We start from the raw sequence: 18,119 nt of genomic DNA, 5'->3' as shown, positions 1-18,119 counted from the left end.
CCCTCGATGAAGGAGATACCCCCGTGACCTCCTCTTCCTACACACCAGAGGTGAAGGGCCAGGGCCTCAGAGCCACTGTGCAACGCCTCGGCGGCTACTTGGCCGCGATGGTCATGCCCAACATCGGCGCGTTCATCGCCTGGGGCCTGATCACCGCACTGTTCATCCCGACCGGCTGGATCCCCAACAAGACCCTGGCCGAACTGGTCGGCCCGATGATCAGCATCCTGCTACCGGTGCTCATCGGTTACACCGGCGGCCGGCTGGTCCACGGCCAGCGCGGTGCCGTCGTGGGCGCGGTGGCGACCATGGGCCTCGTCGTCGGCGCGGATGTGCCGATGATCCTCGGCGCGATGATCATCGGGCCGCTCACGGCCTATGTCCTCAAGCTGTTCGACGGCCTGATCGAAAACAAGATCCGTCCCGGCTTCGAGATGCTGGTCGACAACTTCAGCGCCGGCATCATCGGCGCCGCGATGGCCATCGGCGGTGTCTACGGCATCGGTCCGGTGGTCGAATGGCTCACCAAGCAAGCCGGCTCGGGCGTCGACTGGCTCGTCGGCAAGGACATGCTGCCGCTGACCTCGGTGCTCGTCGAACCCGCCAAGGTGCTCTTCCTCAACAACGCCATCAACCATGGCGTGTTCGGCCCGCTGGGCATCGCCGAGGCGGCCGACAAGGGCAAGTCGATCCTGTTCATGATCGAGTCGAATCCCGGCCCCGGTCTCGGTCTGCTGCTCGCCTTCATGGTCTTCGGCCCCCGCGCGCTGCGCCCCAGCGCCCCGGCCGCGATCATCGTGCAGTTCCTCGGCGGCATCCACGAGATCTACTTCCCGTACGTGCTGATGAAGCCGAAGCTGATCCTCGCCATGATCGCCGGGGGTGCGGCCGGCGTCGGCACCTTCGTGATCACCGGTGCGGGCCTGGTCGCCACCCCCTCGCCGGGCAGCATCTTCGCCTACCTGGCGGTCACCCCCAAGGGCGGCCACTTCGGGGTCATCCTCGGCGTCGTAATCGCCGCCGCCGTCACCTTCGCGGTCGCCTCAGCCCTGCTCGGCTTCGGCCGCGGCGAGCCCGCCGCAGACGCTGTCGGCCCCGACGAGGAGACGGCTGTCCGCCCGGACGAGGAAAGGGTTGTCGACCCCGACGAGACCCTGAACAAGTCTGCGAAGCAGGAGGTCTGAAGATATGTCCACCATCAACGGCACCGAGATCAAGAAGGTCGTCGTCGCCTGCGACGCCGGCATGGGCAGCAGCGTGATGCTGGCCAGCCAACTACGGCGGCAACTCGCGAAGAACGCGGTGACCGTCGAGCACACGCCGGTCAACTCGATCCCGGCGGACGCGGACGTGGTCATCTGCCACCAGGGGCTCGCCGCACGGGCCCGGGTCAGCGCGCCCGACAAGGTAATCGTGCCGATCCAGGTGTTCATCGGCGACCCGGCCGTCACCAGGGTCGTGAACGCGGTGCAGCGCGGTGGTGAGCTGAGTGGCTGAACTGCTGGCCCGCGACGCGATCCGGCTCCACGAGCGGGCCGGATCGCGGGACGAGGCGATCAGCCGCTGCGGCGCGGTACTCGTCGAGGTCGGCGCGGTCGCCCCGGCGTACGTGGACGCGATGCTCGCCCGTGAGCAGAGCGTCTCCACGTATGTCGGGGAGGGCGTCGCCATCCCGCACGGAACGCTGAACAGCAAGGAGTCGGTCCAGCGCGACGCCCTCGCGGTGCTGCGCTTCCCGGACGGCGTCGACTGGGACGGCTTCGACGTGCGGGTCTGCGTCGCCATCGCCGCGGCCGGCGACGGGCACGTGGACATCCTGGCCCAGCTCGCCTCGGTGCTGATGGACCCAGCGCAGGCGCAGCGGCTACGAGAGTCGACGAGTGCCGATGACGTGATTACCATCCTTGAAGGGAACCCCTCGTGAAGGTTGTCCGATTCCACGCACCCGGTGACGTCCGCATCGAGGACGCCCCCGAGCCCACGCCGGGCCCCACCGACGTGAAGATCCGCGTCCGGGCATGCTCCACCTGCGGCACCGACGTGAAGATCTCCCGCTTCGGCCACCACCACATCGCCCCGCCGCGCGTCATGGGCCACGAGATCGCCGGCGAGATCGTCGAGGTCGGCGCCGACGTCACGGGCTGGCAGCCCGGCGACCGGGTCCAGGTCATCGCCGCCATCCCGTGCGGTCAGTGCGCCGAGTGCCGGCGCGGCCGGATGACGGTGTGCCCCAACCAGGTGTCGATGGGTTACCACTTCGACGGCGGGTTCGCCGAGCACATGGTTGTGCCGCACAACGTCCTCGCCGTCGACGGACTCAACCGGATCCCCGAGGGACTCAGCTTCGCCGAGGCATCCGTCGCCGAGCCTCTCGCCTGCGTCCTCAACGGCCAGAACCTCGCCGGTGTGGGGGAAGGCGACGACGTGGTCGTCGTGGGCTCCGGGCCGATCGGCTGCCTGCACGTCCGCCTGGCCCGCTCGCGCGGCGCGGCCCGGGTGTTCCTCGTCGACCTCAACCGCGAACGCCTCGACCTGGCCGCCAACCTGGTCCGGCCGGACGCGGCGATCTGCGGCGCCGAGACCGACGTCGTCGACGCGGTACTCAAGCTCACCGAGGGCCGGGGTGCCGACGTCGTCATCACCGCCACGGCCGCCGGCGTCGCACAGGAGCAGGCGGTGCAGATGACGGCGCGGCAGGGCCGGATCAGCTTCTTCGGCGGCCTGCCGAAGGACAAGCCGGTCATCTCCCTGGACTCCAACCTCGTGCACTACCGCGAACTGACCATCGTCGGCGCCAACGGCTCCAGCCCGGAGCACAACAAGGAAGCGCTGCGACTCATCGCCAACGGCTCCGTGCCGGTCGCCGACCTCATCACCCACCGCCTGCCGCTCGACCGCGCCCTCGACGCCTTCGGCATCGTGGCGCGCGGCGAAGCGATCAAGGTGACGATCGAACCCTAGGGGGATCCGATGCCCACCAGAACAGTCCTCGTCGGCTCCGCCAGCGGGCTGCACGCCCGACCGGCGGCGCTGTTCGTCGCCGAGGCGGCGAAGCAGCCGGTGCTGGTCACCATCCGCAGCGGCGACAAAAAACCCGTGCCGGCCCGCAGCATGCTCGCCGTGTTGTCGCTCGGCGCCAAGAAGGGCACCGAGGTCACCCTGGAGGCCGACGGCGACGGCGCTCAGGCCGCCGTCGACACCCTGGCCGACCTCCTCGAACGTGATCTGGACGCCGTCGATGCGTGAACTTCGGGGGATCGGGGCCAGCCCCGGTGGTGCGGCGGGGCCGGTCTACCGGCTGGCCCCGCCGCCGGCCCTGCCGCCGCTGGTGGAGAGCGTTGATCCCGGGGCCGAGAAGGCGGCCGTCCGGGCCGCGGTCCTCGCCGTCGCCGCCGACCTGACCCGTCGCGCGGACACCGCCCTGGACGTGACCGCCGCCGAGGTCCTGCGCGCGCAGGTCATGATGGCGCAGGACGAGACGCTCATTGACGCGGCCGACATCGCCATCGACGGCGGTGCGGACGCGCCGCACGCGATCACCGACGTGCTCGCCGGGCACCGGGCCGCCTTCGAAGCCGCAGGCGGGTACCTCGCCGAGCGGGTCAGCGACCTCGACGACCTGCGGGACCGCCTCGTCGCGGCGTGCCTCGGGCTGCCGATGCCGGGCGTGCCGGACCCTGGCCATCCGTACCTGCTCATCGCCCGCGACCTGGCGCCCGCCGACACCGCCGGCCTCGAGCCGGGCCTGGTGCTGGGCCTGATCACGGCCGAGGGCGGGCCGACCAGCCACACCGCGATCCTGGCCCGGACACTCGGTATCCCGGCCGTGGTCCGCTGCCCGGGCATCCTGGACGTGACCGACGGCGTGCTGGCGAGTCTCGACGGCACGAGCGGCGTCGTGGTGGCCGGTGTCTCCGCCGAGACGGTGACCACTGTCAACGCGGACCGGCTCGCGGAGATCGACCGCCGCGCCCGCTCCCGAGGCCCCGGGCGGACCGCGGACGGCCATCCCATCGCGCTACTGGCCAACATCGGCTCCGCTCGCGACCTCACCGGCGAGGTTGAAGGCGTCGGCCTGTTCCGCACCGAGCTGCTCTACCTCGACCGCAGCGACCCGCCGTCTCACGAAGAGCAGGTAACCGCGTACCGCGACGTCTTCGCCGCGCTGCCCGGCCGCAAGATCGTCGTGCGCACCCTCGACGCCGGCGCCGACAAGCCGCTGCCGTTCCTGCGTCTGGCCGATGAACCCAACCCTGCGCTGGGCATCCGCGGTCTGCGGGTCGCGCGGCAGACACCTTCCGTACTCACCACGCAGTTGGCCGCGATCGCGGCGGCGGCTGCGGCGACGGACGCCGACGTCTGGGTGATGGCGCCGATGGTCGCCACGGCGGCGGAGGCGGCAGCGTTCACTGAGTCCTGCCGCGAGCACGGCCTGCCGACCGCCGGCGTGATGATCGAGGTGCCGGCCGCGGCCCTGCGCGCCAGCCAGGTGCTGCGCCACGCGGACTTCCTCAGCGTCGGCACCAACGACCTCAGCCAGTACACGTTCGCTGCTGACCGCATGTGCGGCGACCTCGCTGACCTGCTCGACCCGTGGCAGCCCGCGCTGATCGCGCTGCTCGCCTCCTGCGCGGCAGCCGGCGTCGAGGCGGGCAAGCCAGTCGGCGTGTGTGGCGAGTCCGCAGCGGATCCCGATTTCGCCCTGGTGCTGGCAGGCCTGGGCATCACCAGCCTGTCCATGGCGCCCCGCAGCATTCCGGCGGTGCGTGAGTCCCTGGCCCAGCACACCCTGGACGAGTGCCGCCAGATCGCCGAGGCGGCCCTGGCCGCCCCCAGCCCGGAGGCAGCCCGGGCGGCGGCGGCCGGTGCTTCGCGCCAGCTCCGGATCGGCGACGGCGTGTCCGTTCGGTGAGCCGGTCACGGTCAACGACGATGGTCTTGGCTGCCGACCGGCGAACCCGCCCGCGTCGACGCCGAAATGGCCGACCTGGCAACCACCCTGCGCACCCTCGCCACCGGCCACCGGCCATCGGCAGCAGGCCCACAGCACATCCTGGGCGCCGCTCCCACCGGTGTCCATACCAGGTTGGACAGCGGGCGTGCGTCAGCCTTCCGGGTGTCCGTCGTAGACGCGGGTCTTGTACTCGGTGGTCTCCAGCGCCAGCCTGAGCTCACGGATCTGCCGCGTGATCCGGTCGTGCTGGTCGCGCATGATGCGTCGGCGTTCCGTGACGGTGCTCGGGCCCTGCTCGACGAGCGAGATGTAGCGCTTGAGGTCGGTCATGGTCATGCCGGACAGGCGCATCCGGGTGAGGAAGACGAGGCGGCGCAGGTCGGATGCGGAGTACTCGCGGTACCCGGAGGCGTTGCGGGCGGGCCGCACCAGTCCCTCCCTGCTCGTAGTACCGGAGGGTGTGCGTCGGCCTGTCACGTAGCATTCGTGCAGCACCGTCTCCCGGGAGTCGGTGCACCTGCGCTGACACCCTTGCCTCCCCGCTGGCGGGGGTCAGGTGAGTCGTGATCGCCCGCGCCCTCGTTGGCGCGACGAGTAGATCGCCGAGGCGCTCGTACCTCCCACTGCCGGTCGCATCACCGGAGCCGGCGCCGCTGCCGACATTGCCTGCGCCCGCTGCCCGCAGTGGCGATGGCGTGCAATTGACGTGGGCCGCCCCGACGCCGCCGGCCGGGTCACCGCCCGTGCACTGCTGCGGACCTTGGGCTGGACGCCGGGCCCCACGCTGCACATCGACGTCGTGGCCGGCGCGCAGGTCGCCGTAGCCACGGCATTGCTGAGACACCGCGGATTGAACCCCCTGATCAGCGCAGGGCCGCGCGGTCTTCGGAAGCCGCGTCGACCATCTCGGCGGCATCGCGACGGATCCGCTCGCTCCCCCAGGCACCGAGCGGCCCGAGCGCCTGGTTGAGCGTGCGCCCGTGCTCGGTCAAAGAGTATTCCACCCGCGGCGGCACCTCGGCGTGGACCTTCCGGTGTACCAGGCCGTCCTCCTCGAGCTCGCGCAAATGCTGTGTCAGCATCTTTTCGCTCACTCCGGGCAGACCCCGACGCAGCTGCGCGAAACGGCGTACGCCATGGGCCTCGAGTTCCCAGAGGATCAGGCCCTTCCACTTGCCGCTCACCAGGTCGAGCGCCGCATCGATGCCGCAGATGTAGGGCCCGCGTCGGGGTGCCTTGGCCATCGCTGATCCCCTTACTTAAAGGTAAGTACCGCAGAACTTAGTGGGTACTTACGAGAATAGTGACACGTCGCCGAGCATGGAGAGGTGAACAACCAACAGCACAACAGCGCCGTCACCGTGATCGGGCTCGGCCCGATGGGCCAGGCGATCACCCGCACCATCCTCGCCGCCGGCCACCCCGTCACGGTCTGGAACCGCACCACCGGCCGGGCCGAGGGCGTCGTCGCCGACGGCGCGACGCTCGCGGCGACACCCGCCGAGGCGGTCGAGGCGAGCAGCCTCGTCATCCTCAGCCTCACCGACTACCAGGCGATGTACGACATCCTCGGTCCGGCCACCGCGTCTCTCGCCGGCCGGACGTTGGTCAACCTAAGCTCCGACACCCCCGACCGCAGCCGCGAGGCGGCATCCTGGGCGGCGGCCCACGACGCGGCCTTCCTCACCGGTGGCGTCATGGTCCCAGCGCCGATGGTCGGCACGGACGCGGCATACGTCTACTACAGCGGCCCCAGCGAGGTGCTGGACAGCAGCCGAGAGGCGCTGGCCCAGATCGGCGAGCCGAAACACCTGGGCGAGGACCCGGGTCTCGCCCAGCTGATGTATCAAGCCCAGCTCGCGGTATTCCTCGGCACCCTGTCCGCTTTGATGCACGCCACCGCGATGCTGGGCGCCACGGGAATGAAGGCCACGGAGGCAATGCCGGAGTTGATCGCCTCGGCCGAGTCGATCGGCGCCCTCCTCCGCGCCGGCGAGGAAACCCTCGGCGCAGCAATGGACGCCGGAGAACACCCCGGCCACCTCAGCACGGTCACCATGATGGGCGCGACCGCCGACCACATTGTCGAGACCAGCACGACACTGGGCCTCGACCTCGCGCTTCCTCTGGCCGTGCGAGCGCATTACCGGCATGCAATCGAGAATGGGCACGGCGGCGACAACTGGACCCGCATCATCGACAGCATCCGCGAGCCACGGGACAAGCGGCGTCCTCTCATCAGCTGACTTGCGGAACCGGACCTTGCCGTCGTTCGTCGTACGGCGGGCGGCGGCGACGTCGGGATACAGGTGCAACCGGCCGCACGGCACGGTCTTGCGGGTGACCGGGGACTGGCCAGGCTGGCGGCTGTCAGACGCCCTCAAGTCTCCCGGGCGACGGGCGCATGTACACGAACCAGGTGATGACGAAGCAGATCGCGTAGAAGGCGATGAAGGCGATGTAGGCCGCATCCGCGGTCTTGTAGGCCAGGAACGACTGCCGGAAGGCAAGATTGACGAGGACTCCGCCAAACGCGCCGATGGCACCGGCGACGCCGATGAGCGCGCCGGAGAGGCGCCGGGCCTCGTGCTCCGCCGCCCGGTCATGCGGGTCGGCCGCACCGCCGGCGGTCAACTGCACACCGCACCTGGCCCGGAAGATCGCCGGGATCATCTTGTACGTCGAGCCGTTGCCGATGCCGCTGAACACGAACAGCGCGATGAAGCCGACCAGGTACAACGGCAGCGAACGTTGCTGGGAGGCGAGCAGGACGATCGACGCGCCGGCCGCCATCGCCACGAAGTTCACGAAGGTGACCCGGGCCCCACCGAGCCGGTCGGCCAGCACGCCGCCCACCGGACGGATGAGCGAGCCGAGCAGCGGTCCGAGGAACGTCAGGTACGCGGCCTTCACCGGGGTGTCGAAGGTGTCGGCGAACTGCACCTGAAGCACCTGGCCGAAGGCGAACCCGAAGCCGATGAACGACCCGAACGTGCCGATGTAGAGCAGGGACATGATCCAGGTGTGCGGTTCGCGGGTGACGTCACGCATGGCCCGTTTCTCGTTGCGGGCATGGCTGAGGTTGTCCATGAACATCGCGGAACCGAGCGCGGCCAGCACGATCGCCGGCAGGTAGATGCCGGCGACGATGCCGGGACTGGCCGTCCCCAGGACTGCCAGCACGAACAGGCCGACGAGCTGGACCGCGGCGACGCCGAGGTTGCCGCCTCCGGCGTTGATGCCCAGCGCCCAACCCTTGAGCCGGTCGGGGTAGTACGCGTTGATGTTCGCCATCGAGGAGGCGAAGTTCCCGCCGCCGACGCCGGCCAGCGCGGCGATGAGCACCAGCGTCGAGTACGAGACGCCGGGCCGGATCAGGAAGGCGCCGAGCAGGCTCGGGATCAGCAGCAGCGACGCGCTGATGACGGTCCAGTTGCGGCCGCCGAACCGGGCCACGGCAAGGGTGTACGGGATCCGCAGTACCGACCCGACCAGTGCGGGCACGGCGGTGAGCAGGAATTTCCCGGCCGGATCGATGCCGTACTGCGGCCCGAGGAACAGCACCAGCACCGACCACATCGTCCAGATGGAGAAGCCGATGTGTTCGGAGAAGATGGAGAAGATCAGGTTGCGCCGGGCGATGCGGGATCCCCGGCGTTCCCAGAAGATGGGGTCCTCGGGCCGCCAGTCGTCGATCCAGTGTCCGCGAAGGGTCAGGCTGCGCGGGTCCTGCTCGATGCTGCCGGGCACGGCCGTGGTCATGGTTCCTCCCAGGTGAGTCCTCGGTCCGCTCGACACCGTGATTGCTTCGTTCCTCAGGCCGGCGGCAGACCCACCACCAGGCGTCCGTCGGCGTCGGCGCGGACCGGGTACACGGTGAGTGGGGACTGGCCGGTGGTCGAACAGCCGGTCGCCAACTCGAAGGTGTTCTGGTGCAGGGGGCAGACGACGACCTTCATATCCACCAGGCCGTCCGCGAGCGGCCCGCCGGCGTGTGGGCAGACCGCCGACACCGCGCGCAGGCTGCCATCACGCAGCCGGAAGACGGCGATCATGTCGTCGCCCACGGCGTAGGCACGTCCCTCCCCGAGGGGGATCTCGTCGACCGGCCCGAGCTGGTGTTCCACGGCGACGAGCCTGGCCATCACACCCGCCTCGCGGATGCCGGACCGGCACCGTTCCCGTTGTCGGCCGAGCCGCCCCCCGGCACGGCGGAGCCGATCGACGGCACCACCGGCCCCGGGACAGCGACCGGTACGGTGTCGCGGACCGGCACCTGAGGCAGGACCGCCAACGGAAGGGAGGTGCGGAACTGCCCTGGAGTGACCGGGTCGCGCCGTTCCAGCCACGGGTCCCGGTACGCGGCGACGGAGGCAGCCATGGCCGCGTCGAGCCGCGCCGCGATGCCGTCGCTGTCGTCGACGACCACCGCCCGGATGTGGTCGATGCCGAGGCGCGGCACCCACGCGTACGTGCGTTCCAACCAGTTCGCGCTCTCCCGGTAGTACTGCAGGAACCGGCCGGTCAGCGTGATGACCTCGTCGGGCGAGTCGACGACGGCGAGGAGGTCCCCCTTGCGGACGTGGGCGCCGGCGGCCCCGCCGACGTAGATCTCCCACCTGCCGCCGTCGATGGCGACCACACCAAGATCCTTCACGTACGCCTCGGCGCAGTTACGGGGGCAGCCGGTGACGGCAAGCTTCATCTTGCCGGGGCCCTCGATGGCCTTGAACCGATCCTCGATCGCGATGCCGAGAGCGGTGGAGTCGCCGACGCCGAAGCGGCAGAAGTCGGAGCCGACGCAGGTCTTGACCGTCCGGAAGCTCTTGCCGTACGCGTACCCGGACGGCATGTCGAGGTCCGCCCACACGCTCGGCAGGTCTTCCTTGCGGATGCCGAGCAGATCGATGCGCTGGCCGCCGGTGATCTTTACCAGTGGTACGGAGTACTTCTCGGCCACCTCGGCGATCCGCTTGAGCTGCGCCGGTGTGGTCACGCCGCCCTTGATCTGGGGGACGACCGAGAAGGTGCCGTCTCGTTGGATGTTGGCGTGCACCCGGTCGTTGATGAAGCGGGCGTCGCGTTCGTCGACGTACTCGTCGCCCCACATCATCCGCAGCAGCGAGGCCAGGCCCATCTTGCTCTTCGCGTCCTCCTCGCCGCCGGGCACGAGGGTGGCGAACACCGCGGAGACGGATTTCAGGCCGTGTTCGCGGATCACCGCCATCAGCTCCGCCTTGGGCATCGGCACACCGGGGACATACCAGCTCGCGGCCGGGTCGTCCTCGACCTTGCCGTCAGCGGCCCACTCGACGATCTGGGCGACCAGGCCCTTGCACGACCCGCAGCCCTTGCCGGCACGGGTGGCGTCCATGACACCGGTGAGCGTCTTCACGCCGCCCTGCACGGTGTCGACCAGCGCCCGCTTGGTGACGCCGTTGCAGTTGCACACCTGCACGTCGTCGCCGAGCTCCGCGGCACTCACGTCGGCCGACGGCGCGCCGAGGTCGAACAACATCTCGACCCGCTCCTTCGGCAGGGCAAGCCCACGGTCGAAGGCCTGCATGAGGAACGCGACCTTCTGCACGTCGCCGAGGAGGGTCGCGCCGACAAGCCGGTCGTCGCGGATGATGATGCTCTTGTAGACGCCCTTGCGCGGCTCGGCGAAAACGACGGTCTCGTCGTCGTCGCGTTCCGCCTCCTTCAGGCCCATCGAAGCCACGTCCACGCCCGCTACCTTGAGCTTCGTGGCCAGCCGAGAGCCGTGGTACGCCGCGTTCGGGTTCGTCCCGGTGATGTGGTCGGCGAGCACTCGCGCCTGCTCCCACAGCGGAGCCACCAGGCCGTACGTCTCGCCGCGGTGCTGGACGCACTCGCCGACGGAGTAGATGTCGACCTCGTCCTGCACGCGCATCTGGTCGTCGACGACGATGCCCCGCTCCACCGGCAGCCCGCTGGTCGCGGCCATCTCGGCATTCGCCCGGATGCCGGCGGCCACGACGACGACGTCGCAGGCCACGGTCCGACCGTCCTTGAGCTTGACTCCCGTCACGGCGTGCTTGCCGAGCACCTCGGTGGTGTGCGCGCCGAGGACGACCTCGATGCCGAGTCGCTCGATGCTGCGCCGCAGGATCGCCCCCGCCTGAGCGTCCAGTTGAGCGTTCATCAGATGGCCGGCGGCGTGCACCAGGGTCACGTGGGCCAGGTGATTCTGTAGGCCGCGGGCGGCTTCCAGACCGAGCAGGCCGCCGCCGATCACCACCGCGCGCTCATGCTCGCGGGCGTACCGGATCATGTTGCGGGTGTCGTCGATGGTGCGAAATGCGAACACCCCCTGGTGGTAGCCGCGCCCCGGGCGGTGGATGCCGGGAATCGGCGGGACGAACGCCCGGCTGCCGGTGGCGATGATCAGCTTGTCGTACGGCGTCTCGGTGCCGTCGTCCGCGTAGATCCGTCGCGCGAAGCGGTCGATGCGGATGACCCGGGTGCCGGCGTGCAGGGTGATCCCGTTCTCGGCGTACCACGACATGTCGTTGAGGAAGATGCCCGCCTCGTCGTCGACCCCGGAGAGCACGTTGGAGAGCAGGATGCGGTTGTAGTTGCCGTACGGCTCCTCGCCGAACATCGTGATGGCGAACTGGTCGCCCCCGCCGCGTTCGAGGATCTCCTCGACCGTGCGGGCGCCGGCCATCCCGTTGCCCACCACGACAAGGCACCGGCGCTGGTCGACGGCGTCCATCAGACCTCGACCAGCCCCAGGTCGACGATCACGGTGCCGGACACCCCGGCGGGCGCCGCCACGTGCACCTCGATACCGGTGCCGGAGTCGAGGTCCTCGACCACCCGCAGCGGCACGTGGACGTCGGACTTGGCGCCGATCGGGAAGTACCGCATCGGCTGGCCGTCGCGCATGAGCAGGACACAGATCAGCTCATCACTGGCATTGCCGCCCCGGAAGTAGACCGGCTGGGCAACGACGCCGCCTGGCACCACGTAGCTGAGCGTGCCGTCGACGAGCCCGGGCCGGTCGAGGCCCTTGCCCTCAAAGCTGTAGACGCCTTGCAAGAAACGGGGAGTGGTGTGCACAGCGACGCTCCCTTGCTCATTGAGGTGCTGGATTGGGCGGTCGGGTGGTCAACAGGTCCGTGTCGTCCGGGCCGCCCGCGCGCGCGATCGACACCGCGCAGGACTTGAAGGCCGGCATCCGCGAATGGCGGTCCAGCGCCGGGTCGGTCAGCGCGTTCACCGCGGAGCTGCCGGCCCAGTGGAACGGTGCGAAAATGGTGTCGCGGCGGATGCCGTTGGTCAGGCGCGCCCGAAAGAGAGCCCGCCCGCGTCGGCTGCGCAGTTCCACCACGTCGTTGTCGGCGATGCCGTGCCGGAGGGCGAGGTCCGGATGCAGCTCCGCCCGGGCATCCGGCAGCGCCATGGTCAGGGCGGCGACCCTGCGGGTCTGGTTGCCGCTCTGGTAATGCTGCATGTTGCGGCCGGTGGTCAGCACATACGGATAGTCGGCGTCGGGCAGTTCCGCCGGATCGCGGTGCTCCACCCGGAAGAACTTCGCCCGCCCATCGGCGGTCGGGAACTGGTCGGTGAACAGCCGCGGCGTACCGGGATGGTCCTCGCTCGGGCACGGCCAGAAGACTCCCTGCTCCGCCTCGATGCGCTCGTACGTGATTCCGGCGTAGTCGGCCGTCCCGCCGGCGCTGGCCCGGCGCAACTCGTCGAAGACGCGGCGCGGATCGTCGTCGAAGTAGCGGCCGCGCCCGAGCCGACCGGCGAGGTCGGCGAGCATCCGCAGGTCGGTGCGGACCTGCGGCGGCGGCGACAGGGCCCGCTTACGGCGGATGACGCGCCCCTCCAGGTTCGTCATCGTGCCCTCCTCCTCCGCCCACTGAGCCGTGGGCAGCACCACGTCGGCCACGGCTGCGGTCTCGGAGAGGAAGATGTCGGAGACGACCAGCAAGTCCAGGGCCTGCAGCCGGTCCATCACCCGGTTGGTGTGCGGGGCCGACACGGCGATGTTGCTGGCGAACACGAGCAGCACGCGTACTCCGTCGTCGGTCCCGAGCCGGTCGAGCATCTCCCAAGCCGACCGGCCGGGCCGGGGCAGCTCGTCCGGGTCGATGCCCCAGACGGCCGCGACGTGTGCGCGCGCCGCGGGGTCGTCCAGGCGCCGGTAGCCGGGCAGTTGATCGGCTTTCTGTCCATGCTCGCGGCCACCCTGCCCGTTGCCCTGCCCGGTGACCGTGCCGTAGCCGGAGAAGGGCCGTCCGGGTAGGCCCAGGGCGAGGGCCAGATTGAGGTACGCCTGCGCGGTGTCCGTGCCGTTGCTGTGCTGCTCGGCGCCGCGAGCGGTGAGCACCATCGCCGACGTCGCGGTCGCCAGCAGCCGTACCGTCTCCCGCAGGTCCCGTTCCGGTACGCCGGTCATCCGCTCCACCCGGTCCGGCCAGTACGCCGCGACGGTGGCCCGGACCGCATCGAAGCCACTCGTACGGTCGCGCACGTACGTCTCGTCGACCAGGCCCTCGCGGATCGCGACGTGCAGCAGCCCGTTCGCCAGTGCGAGGTCCGTGCCCGGCAGTGGCTGCAGGTGGAGATGAGCTCCCCCCACGGTGGTCGTACGGCGGGGGTCGACGACGACGTGCCGCGCGCCGGCGGCCCGTCCGGCGTCGAAGTACTGCATGGACGGCGGCAGCGCGTCAGCCGGATTTGCGCCCACCAGCAGCACGGCCTGCGCCTGGGCGATGTCGGCCAGGGGGAACGGCAGGCCACGGTCGATCCCGAGGGAGCGGTTCGAAGCGGTCGCCGCGGACGACATGCAGAACCGGCCGTTGTAGTCGATCGACGCCGACCGCAGCGCCACCCGGACGAACTTGCCCAGCGCGTACGCCTTTTCGTTGGTCAGCCCGCCGCCACCGAAGGCCCCGACGCTGTCGGGGCCGTACCGGTGTTGGCTGGTACGGATGGCGTCGACGATACGGTCGAGGGCCTCGTCCCAGCTTGCCGGTCGCAACGGGCTGGTGCGGTCGGCGGGATCCTTACGGACGAGCGGGCTCAGCAGCCGGTCACTGTGGTCGAGAAGGTCGGCAGCAGTCCATCCCTTGGCGCACAGACCGCCCCTGTTGACCGGGAAGTCGTTGGGCGCCAGCAGAGGCGGCCCGTCGCCGATCGTCAGGGATATCCCGCACTGCATGGCGCAGTAGGGGCAGTGCGTATCGATCATGGACGATGCGCTCACCCGTCCGATGTTTGCCGGGCACTGTTTCCGATCCATACCGAGGTCGTAACGCTCTGCGACCCTCGGCTGCTCCGCCAACCAGGAGGTCTTCGTGGCCCACTCAAACGCTGCTTCGAGATCCTCAACCGGACCCGGGAGATGTTCCCCAGGGCTGGCGCCGGCGTCTCGGTTCGCCTGATTCCGCGCCTGGTTGAGGTGGGCGGTCGCTCGGCGGGTGGGTGCATCTGACGCGGGTGGTGCTGTCGCCGATGTCTTCCTCGTCGCGTGACGCCGTCTGGACGATGTGCCGGCCGGATCGGCGTTGCCGTGGTTGTGCGGAGTGGCGCGTTTAAGGGTGTGCGGGCTTCAGATCCCGTTGAGGCGCGGCTGCGGCCTGACGCACGGATGCTTCCTCAGTGGGGTCGTTGCGTAGCGTGAGCAGCCAGCGGTGCGTCTGTTCTGTGAGCGGGGCGTGCTGAGCGGCCAACAGCCACGTGGTTGGCGGTGAGTCCTTCGGCGATGGCGAAGAGGCCGATGCCGGCGAGGAACTCGGCGAAGATCCGCCGGAGTCGTGGTGGTGATGTGCGCTGTTGAGCAGCGGGGCGGAACGCGACGTGTTCCTGGTTGCTCTGCTAATGGCCTGCGCTATCGGACACTACGCGTAACCCCGGAGGGCGAACCTCGAAGGCACGTGACCAGCAGCTTTTCCTTCTCCGGCAAACGTTTGGCGCCCCGACAGTTATAACCGGGAGAATGCTCGCAACGCGGGGAGTGTAGGCATTGTTCATCGACGTGCGTGCCCGCTGACTCTGATCCCGCCGCTATTAACATCCCATAGGAGGTTCACGGAATGACCACACGCAGGACACGGGCGCGAGTAGGTTTTACGGCGCTCGCCGCGCTTGGGCTCGCATTGTCCGCCGCAAGTCCAGCCTTGGCCGCCAACACATACGCTTTTGAAGGTAGCGACTACGCCGCAACCAACCCAGCCTGGAGCAACTGGTTCGAGGTATGCGACGTGGAGAAGGACGGCAACGGCGTTTATGCACAATTCCGCGACAGCTACGAAAACTACATTGGGGGATTTGACGCCAAATACTGGGACAGTGATGGGTCGGCTGGCGGGTGCAGGAGCGGAAACCTCTCTGGTTATGTCGCAAAGATCCAGGTCTGCGAGGACGATTGGGGCGATGACACCTGTTCCGGCTGGAAGCCTGTAACTCATTAGTGCGGCAGTTCTTGCAGCGCCGTTGCACGAACATCGCAGCCACTGAACGGTAATGGAGACGGAGGCCCGCGGATCTCTCCGGGGGTCTCCGTCTACGACCCCACAGCACCGGCACCATGATGAGGCTTCAGCGGTGCGGCGATGGCATCCATCGGCTGAGTTATACCGACGAGTTTCCTCCTCGGCGGAGGCCCTCACCATCTGGTCGGCGTTGGCCATCAGTTGTTGTCAGAGCGCTGCGCTGCGCGAACGGGTCACACTTGCGCGCGCAGCGGGCGGAAGAACGCTCGCAGCTCCTCGGCGAGCAGCCGAGGCTCCTCGATGGCCGGGAAATGTCCGCCGCGCGGCAGCTCGGTCCAGCGTTCGACCTGGTAGAAACGCTCGGCCAGCTCACGCGGCGGCTTAGGCAGCGGCACGAACTCGTTGGGGAAGAGCGCGAAGCCGGCCGGCACCGGGATTCGCTCGGTCACCGGCGTGGGTTGCCGGCGGTGCTCGTAGTACATCCGGATCGACGGCGTAATGGTGCCCGTGGCCCAGTAGAGCGTGAGCGTCGCGAGGAGGTGCGCACGGCCGATCCGTGCGTCGACGTCGCCGTGACTGTCCGACCAGTCGCGGTACTTCTCGACGATCCAGCCGGCCAGCCCGGCGGGGGAGTCGGTCAACCCGTACCCCAAGGTTTGGGGTTTCGTCGCGTGTTGATGTGCATAAGCGCCCTCGGCGGCTTGCCACTCGTCCATCCATGCGAGGTACCGCTGCTCCGCGTCGCTCCACGGCTGCTGCGGCCGCGGCATCGCCGTGGCGCTCAGGAGGATGCCGGTGACACTCCTCGGATGCAGCTTGGCGAGCTGCGTGGTGACGCCCGCGCCGAGGTCGCTGCCGTGGGCGGCGAACGTGCGGTAGCCGAGCCCTTCGGTCATCAGCCGATGCCAGCGGTCCGCGACGAGGGCGTTGACCACGCCCGGGGATGCCGGCCAGTCGGAGAACTTAAACCCCGGCAGCGACGGCACCACCACGTCGAAAGCGTCGGCCGGGTCGTCGGGCTCGGTGAGCAGCGGGATGAGGTCGCGGTATTCCAGGAAACTGCCGGGCCAGCCGTGGGTGAGCACGATAGGTAGCGGGTCTGGCCCCCGGCCGCGGGCGTGGACGAAATGCGTACCCTCGAATCGGTAGTGCGGCAGCTCGTTGAGCGTCTTCTCGAAGGCCGGCCAATCGAAACCCTGCCACTGGCTCAGCAGCTCGCGCAGGTAACCCGGCTCGGTGCCCTCACCACCGGTTTGCGCACGACAAGCAGGTAAAGCCCGGTCGGCGACGACGCGGGCAGCCTCAGCGAGACCCAGCACCGGCGGGCCGAACAAATAGCCGCCTTCGTCAGCTGAGACACGCTCATACTCGACGCATGGCGCGGGATGCTTCACCGACTGCCGCTGTTCGGCGGTTCGCCGCTGATTTGCGCGATATTCGTGGTCGGCTACTTGCCGACTTGCTTCCCATCGCGGACATCGCGGATCTTCTGACAGCGGTTCGCTCGCGGCGGGAACTGCCCCGGGAGGGCCTCACCCGTAGCGGGATCGGGTACACCGTCCACGGCGCAGGGTGCCGCATGGTCAGCTCCGAAGGTAGAGAAGTCGACGTCGACTTGGTCACCGATCCCGTCCTCGGGTGCGCGGTTGAAGCATTCGACGCTTGGCGCGTTCGCTGGTTCCTTGATGAAGCCGCCGATGACGGCTACAACCATGAGGACATCGTCGAGGCCTGTAGCCGCCTTGCCCGGGCGGGTCACCTACGCGAGGTGGTCGAGGGCCGCTGGTTCGCGTTGCCTGATGCTTCAGGTGGCTCAGCCTGAGACACCCACACAGCAGCCAACCGCCGTCCGCCTTGAACCATCGCACGTCGCAGGAATCCGGATCTGCCGCTGGGTGGGTGCCTGGGCTGTCCGGTGTCGACCGCCATTCGTAGCGGCTCTGCCAGCGGGAGCGGGCTGCTGGGGACGTCGAGAGCTCCAACTCGCGAGGGTCATCCAAGGACTGTCAAGGCACCCCACTTCGACCTGGAACTGGCGATGGCGATCCTGTCTGGGCCGCTGTACTTCCAGCTGCTGATCACTCAGGAACCGCGGGCCTCGTCAACGCCGACCGCACTGTGCCGGCGGGCCTTCATCGCCTCGTAGAAGGCATCGTCGTCACCACCCGTTACCTGCTCGTAGGCCTCGCTGGCCACGTAGTTCACCGACTCGGCGAACAGCGTGCCGTCATCTGCCTCGATCGCCGCTTGTCGTACCACGGGATGGTCAGCCAGTCCGTCGGGCGAGGCCAGGACACGTTCGTACCACTCGCGCCCGAGCGCGATGACCCCCGCCCGGAAATCGATGAAGCTGTCGTCCGAGCATCCCCCGCCGATCAGGTACGCAGCCGCCCACACGTCCCAGCGATAGAGGGCGTCATGGAGCTGATCGAACAGCTCCTGGAACTCGAGGATGCCCTGCGGTGATGTCGCCGAGTGCGGTCATCGGGGCCGTGATTTCTGCTCGGCTCATCCGGCGTGGGGTGGTGCCCGCAATCATGCTGGATCTGCTTCCGCACGTGGACATAACTTCAGATATGGCGGTGGCCGCCTCGCGTCCACACCTGCGCCTGCTCCGATCCTTACGGTCGCACTTCGACGAGGGGGGCATCAGCCGGACGGAGTGGGCCGGCGCGGTGGAACTCCACCAGGTG

The 18,119-nt window shown here is 69.0% G+C and carries 17 protein-coding genes and 1 pseudogene; 9 read left to right on the top strand and 9 right to left on the bottom strand.

The features are described from left to right. The first annotated feature begins 23 nt into the window (after positions 1–23). From mtlA to ptsP, 6 genes are read left to right on the top strand one after another with little or no spacing between them, the layout of a single operon-like run. Complete coding sequence (gene mtlA / locus IW249_RS31590; RefSeq protein WP_196924131.1) at positions 24–1,184, top strand: mannitol-specific PTS transporter subunit IIC; 1,161 nt, start codon at positions 24–26, stop codon at positions 1,182–1,184. 4 nt (positions 1,185–1,188) lie between these two features. Continuing rightward, the gene (locus tag IW249_RS31585; RefSeq protein ID WP_124778212.1) at positions 1,189–1,497 is read left to right on the top strand and encodes a PTS sugar transporter subunit IIBC family protein; all 309 of its coding nucleotides are present in this window, start codon (positions 1,189–1,191) and stop codon (positions 1,495–1,497) included. Further along, complete coding sequence (locus IW249_RS31580; protein WP_196924130.1) at positions 1,490–1,924, top strand: PTS mannitol transporter subunit IIA; 435 nt, start codon at positions 1,490–1,492, stop codon at positions 1,922–1,924. The genes IW249_RS31585 and IW249_RS31580 overlap by 8 nt, the downstream gene beginning before the upstream one ends. Continuing rightward, a complete protein-coding gene (locus IW249_RS31575; RefSeq protein ID WP_196924129.1) occupies positions 1,921–2,961 on the top strand; it encodes a zinc-dependent dehydrogenase in 1,041 nt (346 codons plus the stop codon). Before IW249_RS31580 ends, IW249_RS31575 begins: the two co-directional genes overlap by 4 nt. Positions 2,962–2,970: 9 nt before the next feature. After that, a complete protein-coding gene (locus IW249_RS31570; RefSeq protein ID WP_124820844.1) occupies positions 2,971–3,246 on the top strand; it encodes an HPr family phosphocarrier protein in 276 nt (91 codons plus the stop codon). Next, positions 3,239–4,912, top strand: a complete 1,674-nt coding sequence (gene ptsP, locus IW249_RS31565) for a phosphoenolpyruvate--protein phosphotransferase (protein WP_196924128.1) — start codon at positions 3,239–3,241, stop codon at positions 4,910–4,912. The genes IW249_RS31570 and ptsP overlap by 8 nt, the downstream gene beginning before the upstream one ends. 192 nt (positions 4,913–5,104) lie before the next feature. On the opposite strand, the gene IW249_RS31560 is transcribed toward ptsP, so the two are convergent. Together IW249_RS31560 and IW249_RS31555 are read right to left on the bottom strand one after the other, a co-directional pair. Further along, complete coding sequence (locus IW249_RS31560) at positions 5,105–5,383, bottom strand: MerR family DNA-binding protein (protein ID WP_196924127.1); 279 nt, start codon at positions 5,381–5,383, stop codon at positions 5,105–5,107. Between the two features lie 434 nt (positions 5,384–5,817). Further along, positions 5,818–6,198, bottom strand: a complete 381-nt coding sequence (locus IW249_RS31555; protein ID WP_196924126.1) for a winged helix-turn-helix transcriptional regulator — start codon at positions 6,196–6,198, stop codon at positions 5,818–5,820. 84 nt (positions 6,199–6,282) lie between these two features. On the opposite strand from IW249_RS31555, the gene IW249_RS31550 reads away from it, so the two are divergent. Next, on the top strand, positions 6,283–7,200 hold the full coding sequence (locus IW249_RS31550; protein ID WP_307788771.1) for an NAD(P)-dependent oxidoreductase: 918 nt from the start codon (positions 6,283–6,285) through the stop codon (positions 7,198–7,200). A gap of 124 nt (positions 7,201–7,324) precedes the next feature. Here the strand turns inward: IW249_RS31550 and IW249_RS31545 are convergent, their stop codons facing one another. Genes IW249_RS31545 through IW249_RS31525 form a run of 5 tightly spaced genes read right to left on the bottom strand, consistent with a single transcriptional unit; the run spans position 7,325 to position 14,198 of the window. Beyond that, a complete protein-coding gene (locus IW249_RS31545; RefSeq protein WP_196924124.1) occupies positions 7,325–8,716 on the bottom strand; it encodes a nitrate/nitrite transporter in 1,392 nt (463 codons plus the stop codon). Positions 8,717–8,769: 53 nt separating this feature from the next. After that, positions 8,770–9,099 (bottom strand): Rieske (2Fe-2S) protein, encoded by a 330-nt coding sequence (locus IW249_RS31540; RefSeq protein WP_196924123.1) that lies wholly within the window; start codon positions 9,097–9,099, stop codon positions 8,770–8,772. Beyond that, on the bottom strand, positions 9,099–11,693 hold the full coding sequence (nirB, locus tag IW249_RS31535) for a nitrite reductase large subunit NirB (protein ID WP_196924122.1): 2,595 nt from the start codon (positions 11,691–11,693) through the stop codon (positions 9,099–9,101). The genes IW249_RS31540 and nirB overlap by 1 nt, the downstream gene beginning before the upstream one ends. Next, a complete protein-coding gene (locus IW249_RS31530) occupies positions 11,693–12,040 on the bottom strand; it encodes a molybdopterin oxidoreductase (RefSeq protein WP_196924121.1) in 348 nt (115 codons plus the stop codon). The genes nirB and IW249_RS31530 overlap by 1 nt, the downstream gene beginning before the upstream one ends. A gap of 16 nt (positions 12,041–12,056) precedes the next feature. Next, entirely contained in the window at positions 12,057–14,198 is a 2,142-nt protein-coding gene (locus IW249_RS31525; protein ID WP_504871062.1) for a molybdopterin oxidoreductase family protein, read from the bottom strand. Positions 14,199–15,027: 829 nt separating this feature from the next. Here IW249_RS31525 and IW249_RS31520 point away from each other — a divergent pair. Beyond that, the gene (locus tag IW249_RS31520; RefSeq protein ID WP_196924120.1) at positions 15,028–15,405 is read left to right on the top strand and encodes a hypothetical protein; all 378 of its coding nucleotides are present in this window, start codon (positions 15,028–15,030) and stop codon (positions 15,403–15,405) included. Between the two features lie 254 nt (positions 15,406–15,659). Here IW249_RS31520 and IW249_RS31515 read toward each other — a convergent pair whose 3' ends face one another. Further along, positions 15,660–16,820 carry an epoxide hydrolase family protein gene (locus tag IW249_RS31515; protein WP_196924119.1) on the bottom strand — a complete coding sequence of 387 codons (1,161 nt, stop codon included), beginning with the start codon at positions 16,818–16,820 and terminating at the stop codon, positions 15,660–15,662. Here IW249_RS31515 and IW249_RS31510 point away from each other — a divergent pair. Then, a complete protein-coding gene (locus tag IW249_RS31510) occupies positions 16,802–17,248 on the top strand; it encodes a DUF6896 domain-containing protein (RefSeq protein WP_196924118.1) in 447 nt (148 codons plus the stop codon). The genes IW249_RS31515 and IW249_RS31510 overlap by 19 nt on opposite strands. Before the next feature lie 260 nt (positions 17,249–17,508). Here the strand turns inward: IW249_RS31510 and IW249_RS31505 are convergent. Further along, positions 17,509–17,886 (bottom strand): annotated as a pseudogene (locus IW249_RS31505) (DUF4240 domain-containing protein); the annotation flags it as partial. Between the last annotated feature and the right edge of the window lie 233 nt (positions 17,887–18,119).

The organism is Micromonospora vinacea (genome assembly GCF_015751785.1).
GTDB classification, from domain to species: Bacteria; Actinomycetota; Actinomycetes; order Mycobacteriales; family Micromonosporaceae; genus Micromonospora; species Micromonospora vinacea.
This window is presented reverse-complemented; position numbering and strand designations above follow the sequence as displayed.

Excerpts from the sequence above, each read along its gene's own strand:
- IW249_RS31540 (WP_196924123.1), bottom strand. The coding sequence starts at position 9,099 with ATGGCCAGGCTCGTCGCCGTGGAACACCAGCTCGGGCCGGTCGACGAG.
- IW249_RS31570 (WP_124820844.1), top strand. The coding sequence starts at position 2,971 with ATGCCCACCAGAACAGTCCTCGTCGGCTCCGCCAGCGGGCTGCACGCC.
- IW249_RS31585 (WP_124778212.1), top strand. The coding sequence starts at position 1,189 with ATGTCCACCATCAACGGCACCGAGATCAAGAAGGTCGTCGTCGCCTGC.
- IW249_RS31510 (WP_196924118.1), top strand. The coding sequence starts at position 16,802 with ATGGCGCGGGATGCTTCACCGACTGCCGCTGTTCGGCGGTTCGCCGCT.
- nirB (WP_196924122.1), bottom strand. The coding sequence starts at position 11,693 with ATGGACGCCGTCGACCAGCGCCGGTGCCTTGTCGTGGTGGGCAACGGG.
- IW249_RS31520 (WP_196924120.1), top strand. The coding sequence starts at position 15,028 with ATGACCACACGCAGGACACGGGCGCGAGTAGGTTTTACGGCGCTCGCC.
- IW249_RS31545 (WP_196924124.1), bottom strand. The coding sequence starts at position 8,716 with ATGACCACGGCCGTGCCCGGCAGCATCGAGCAGGACCCGCGCAGCCTG.
- ptsP (WP_196924128.1), top strand. The coding sequence starts at position 3,239 with ATGCGTGAACTTCGGGGGATCGGGGCCAGCCCCGGTGGTGCGGCGGGG.
- IW249_RS31555 (WP_196924126.1), bottom strand. The coding sequence starts at position 6,198 with ATGGCCAAGGCACCCCGACGCGGGCCCTACATCTGCGGCATCGATGCG.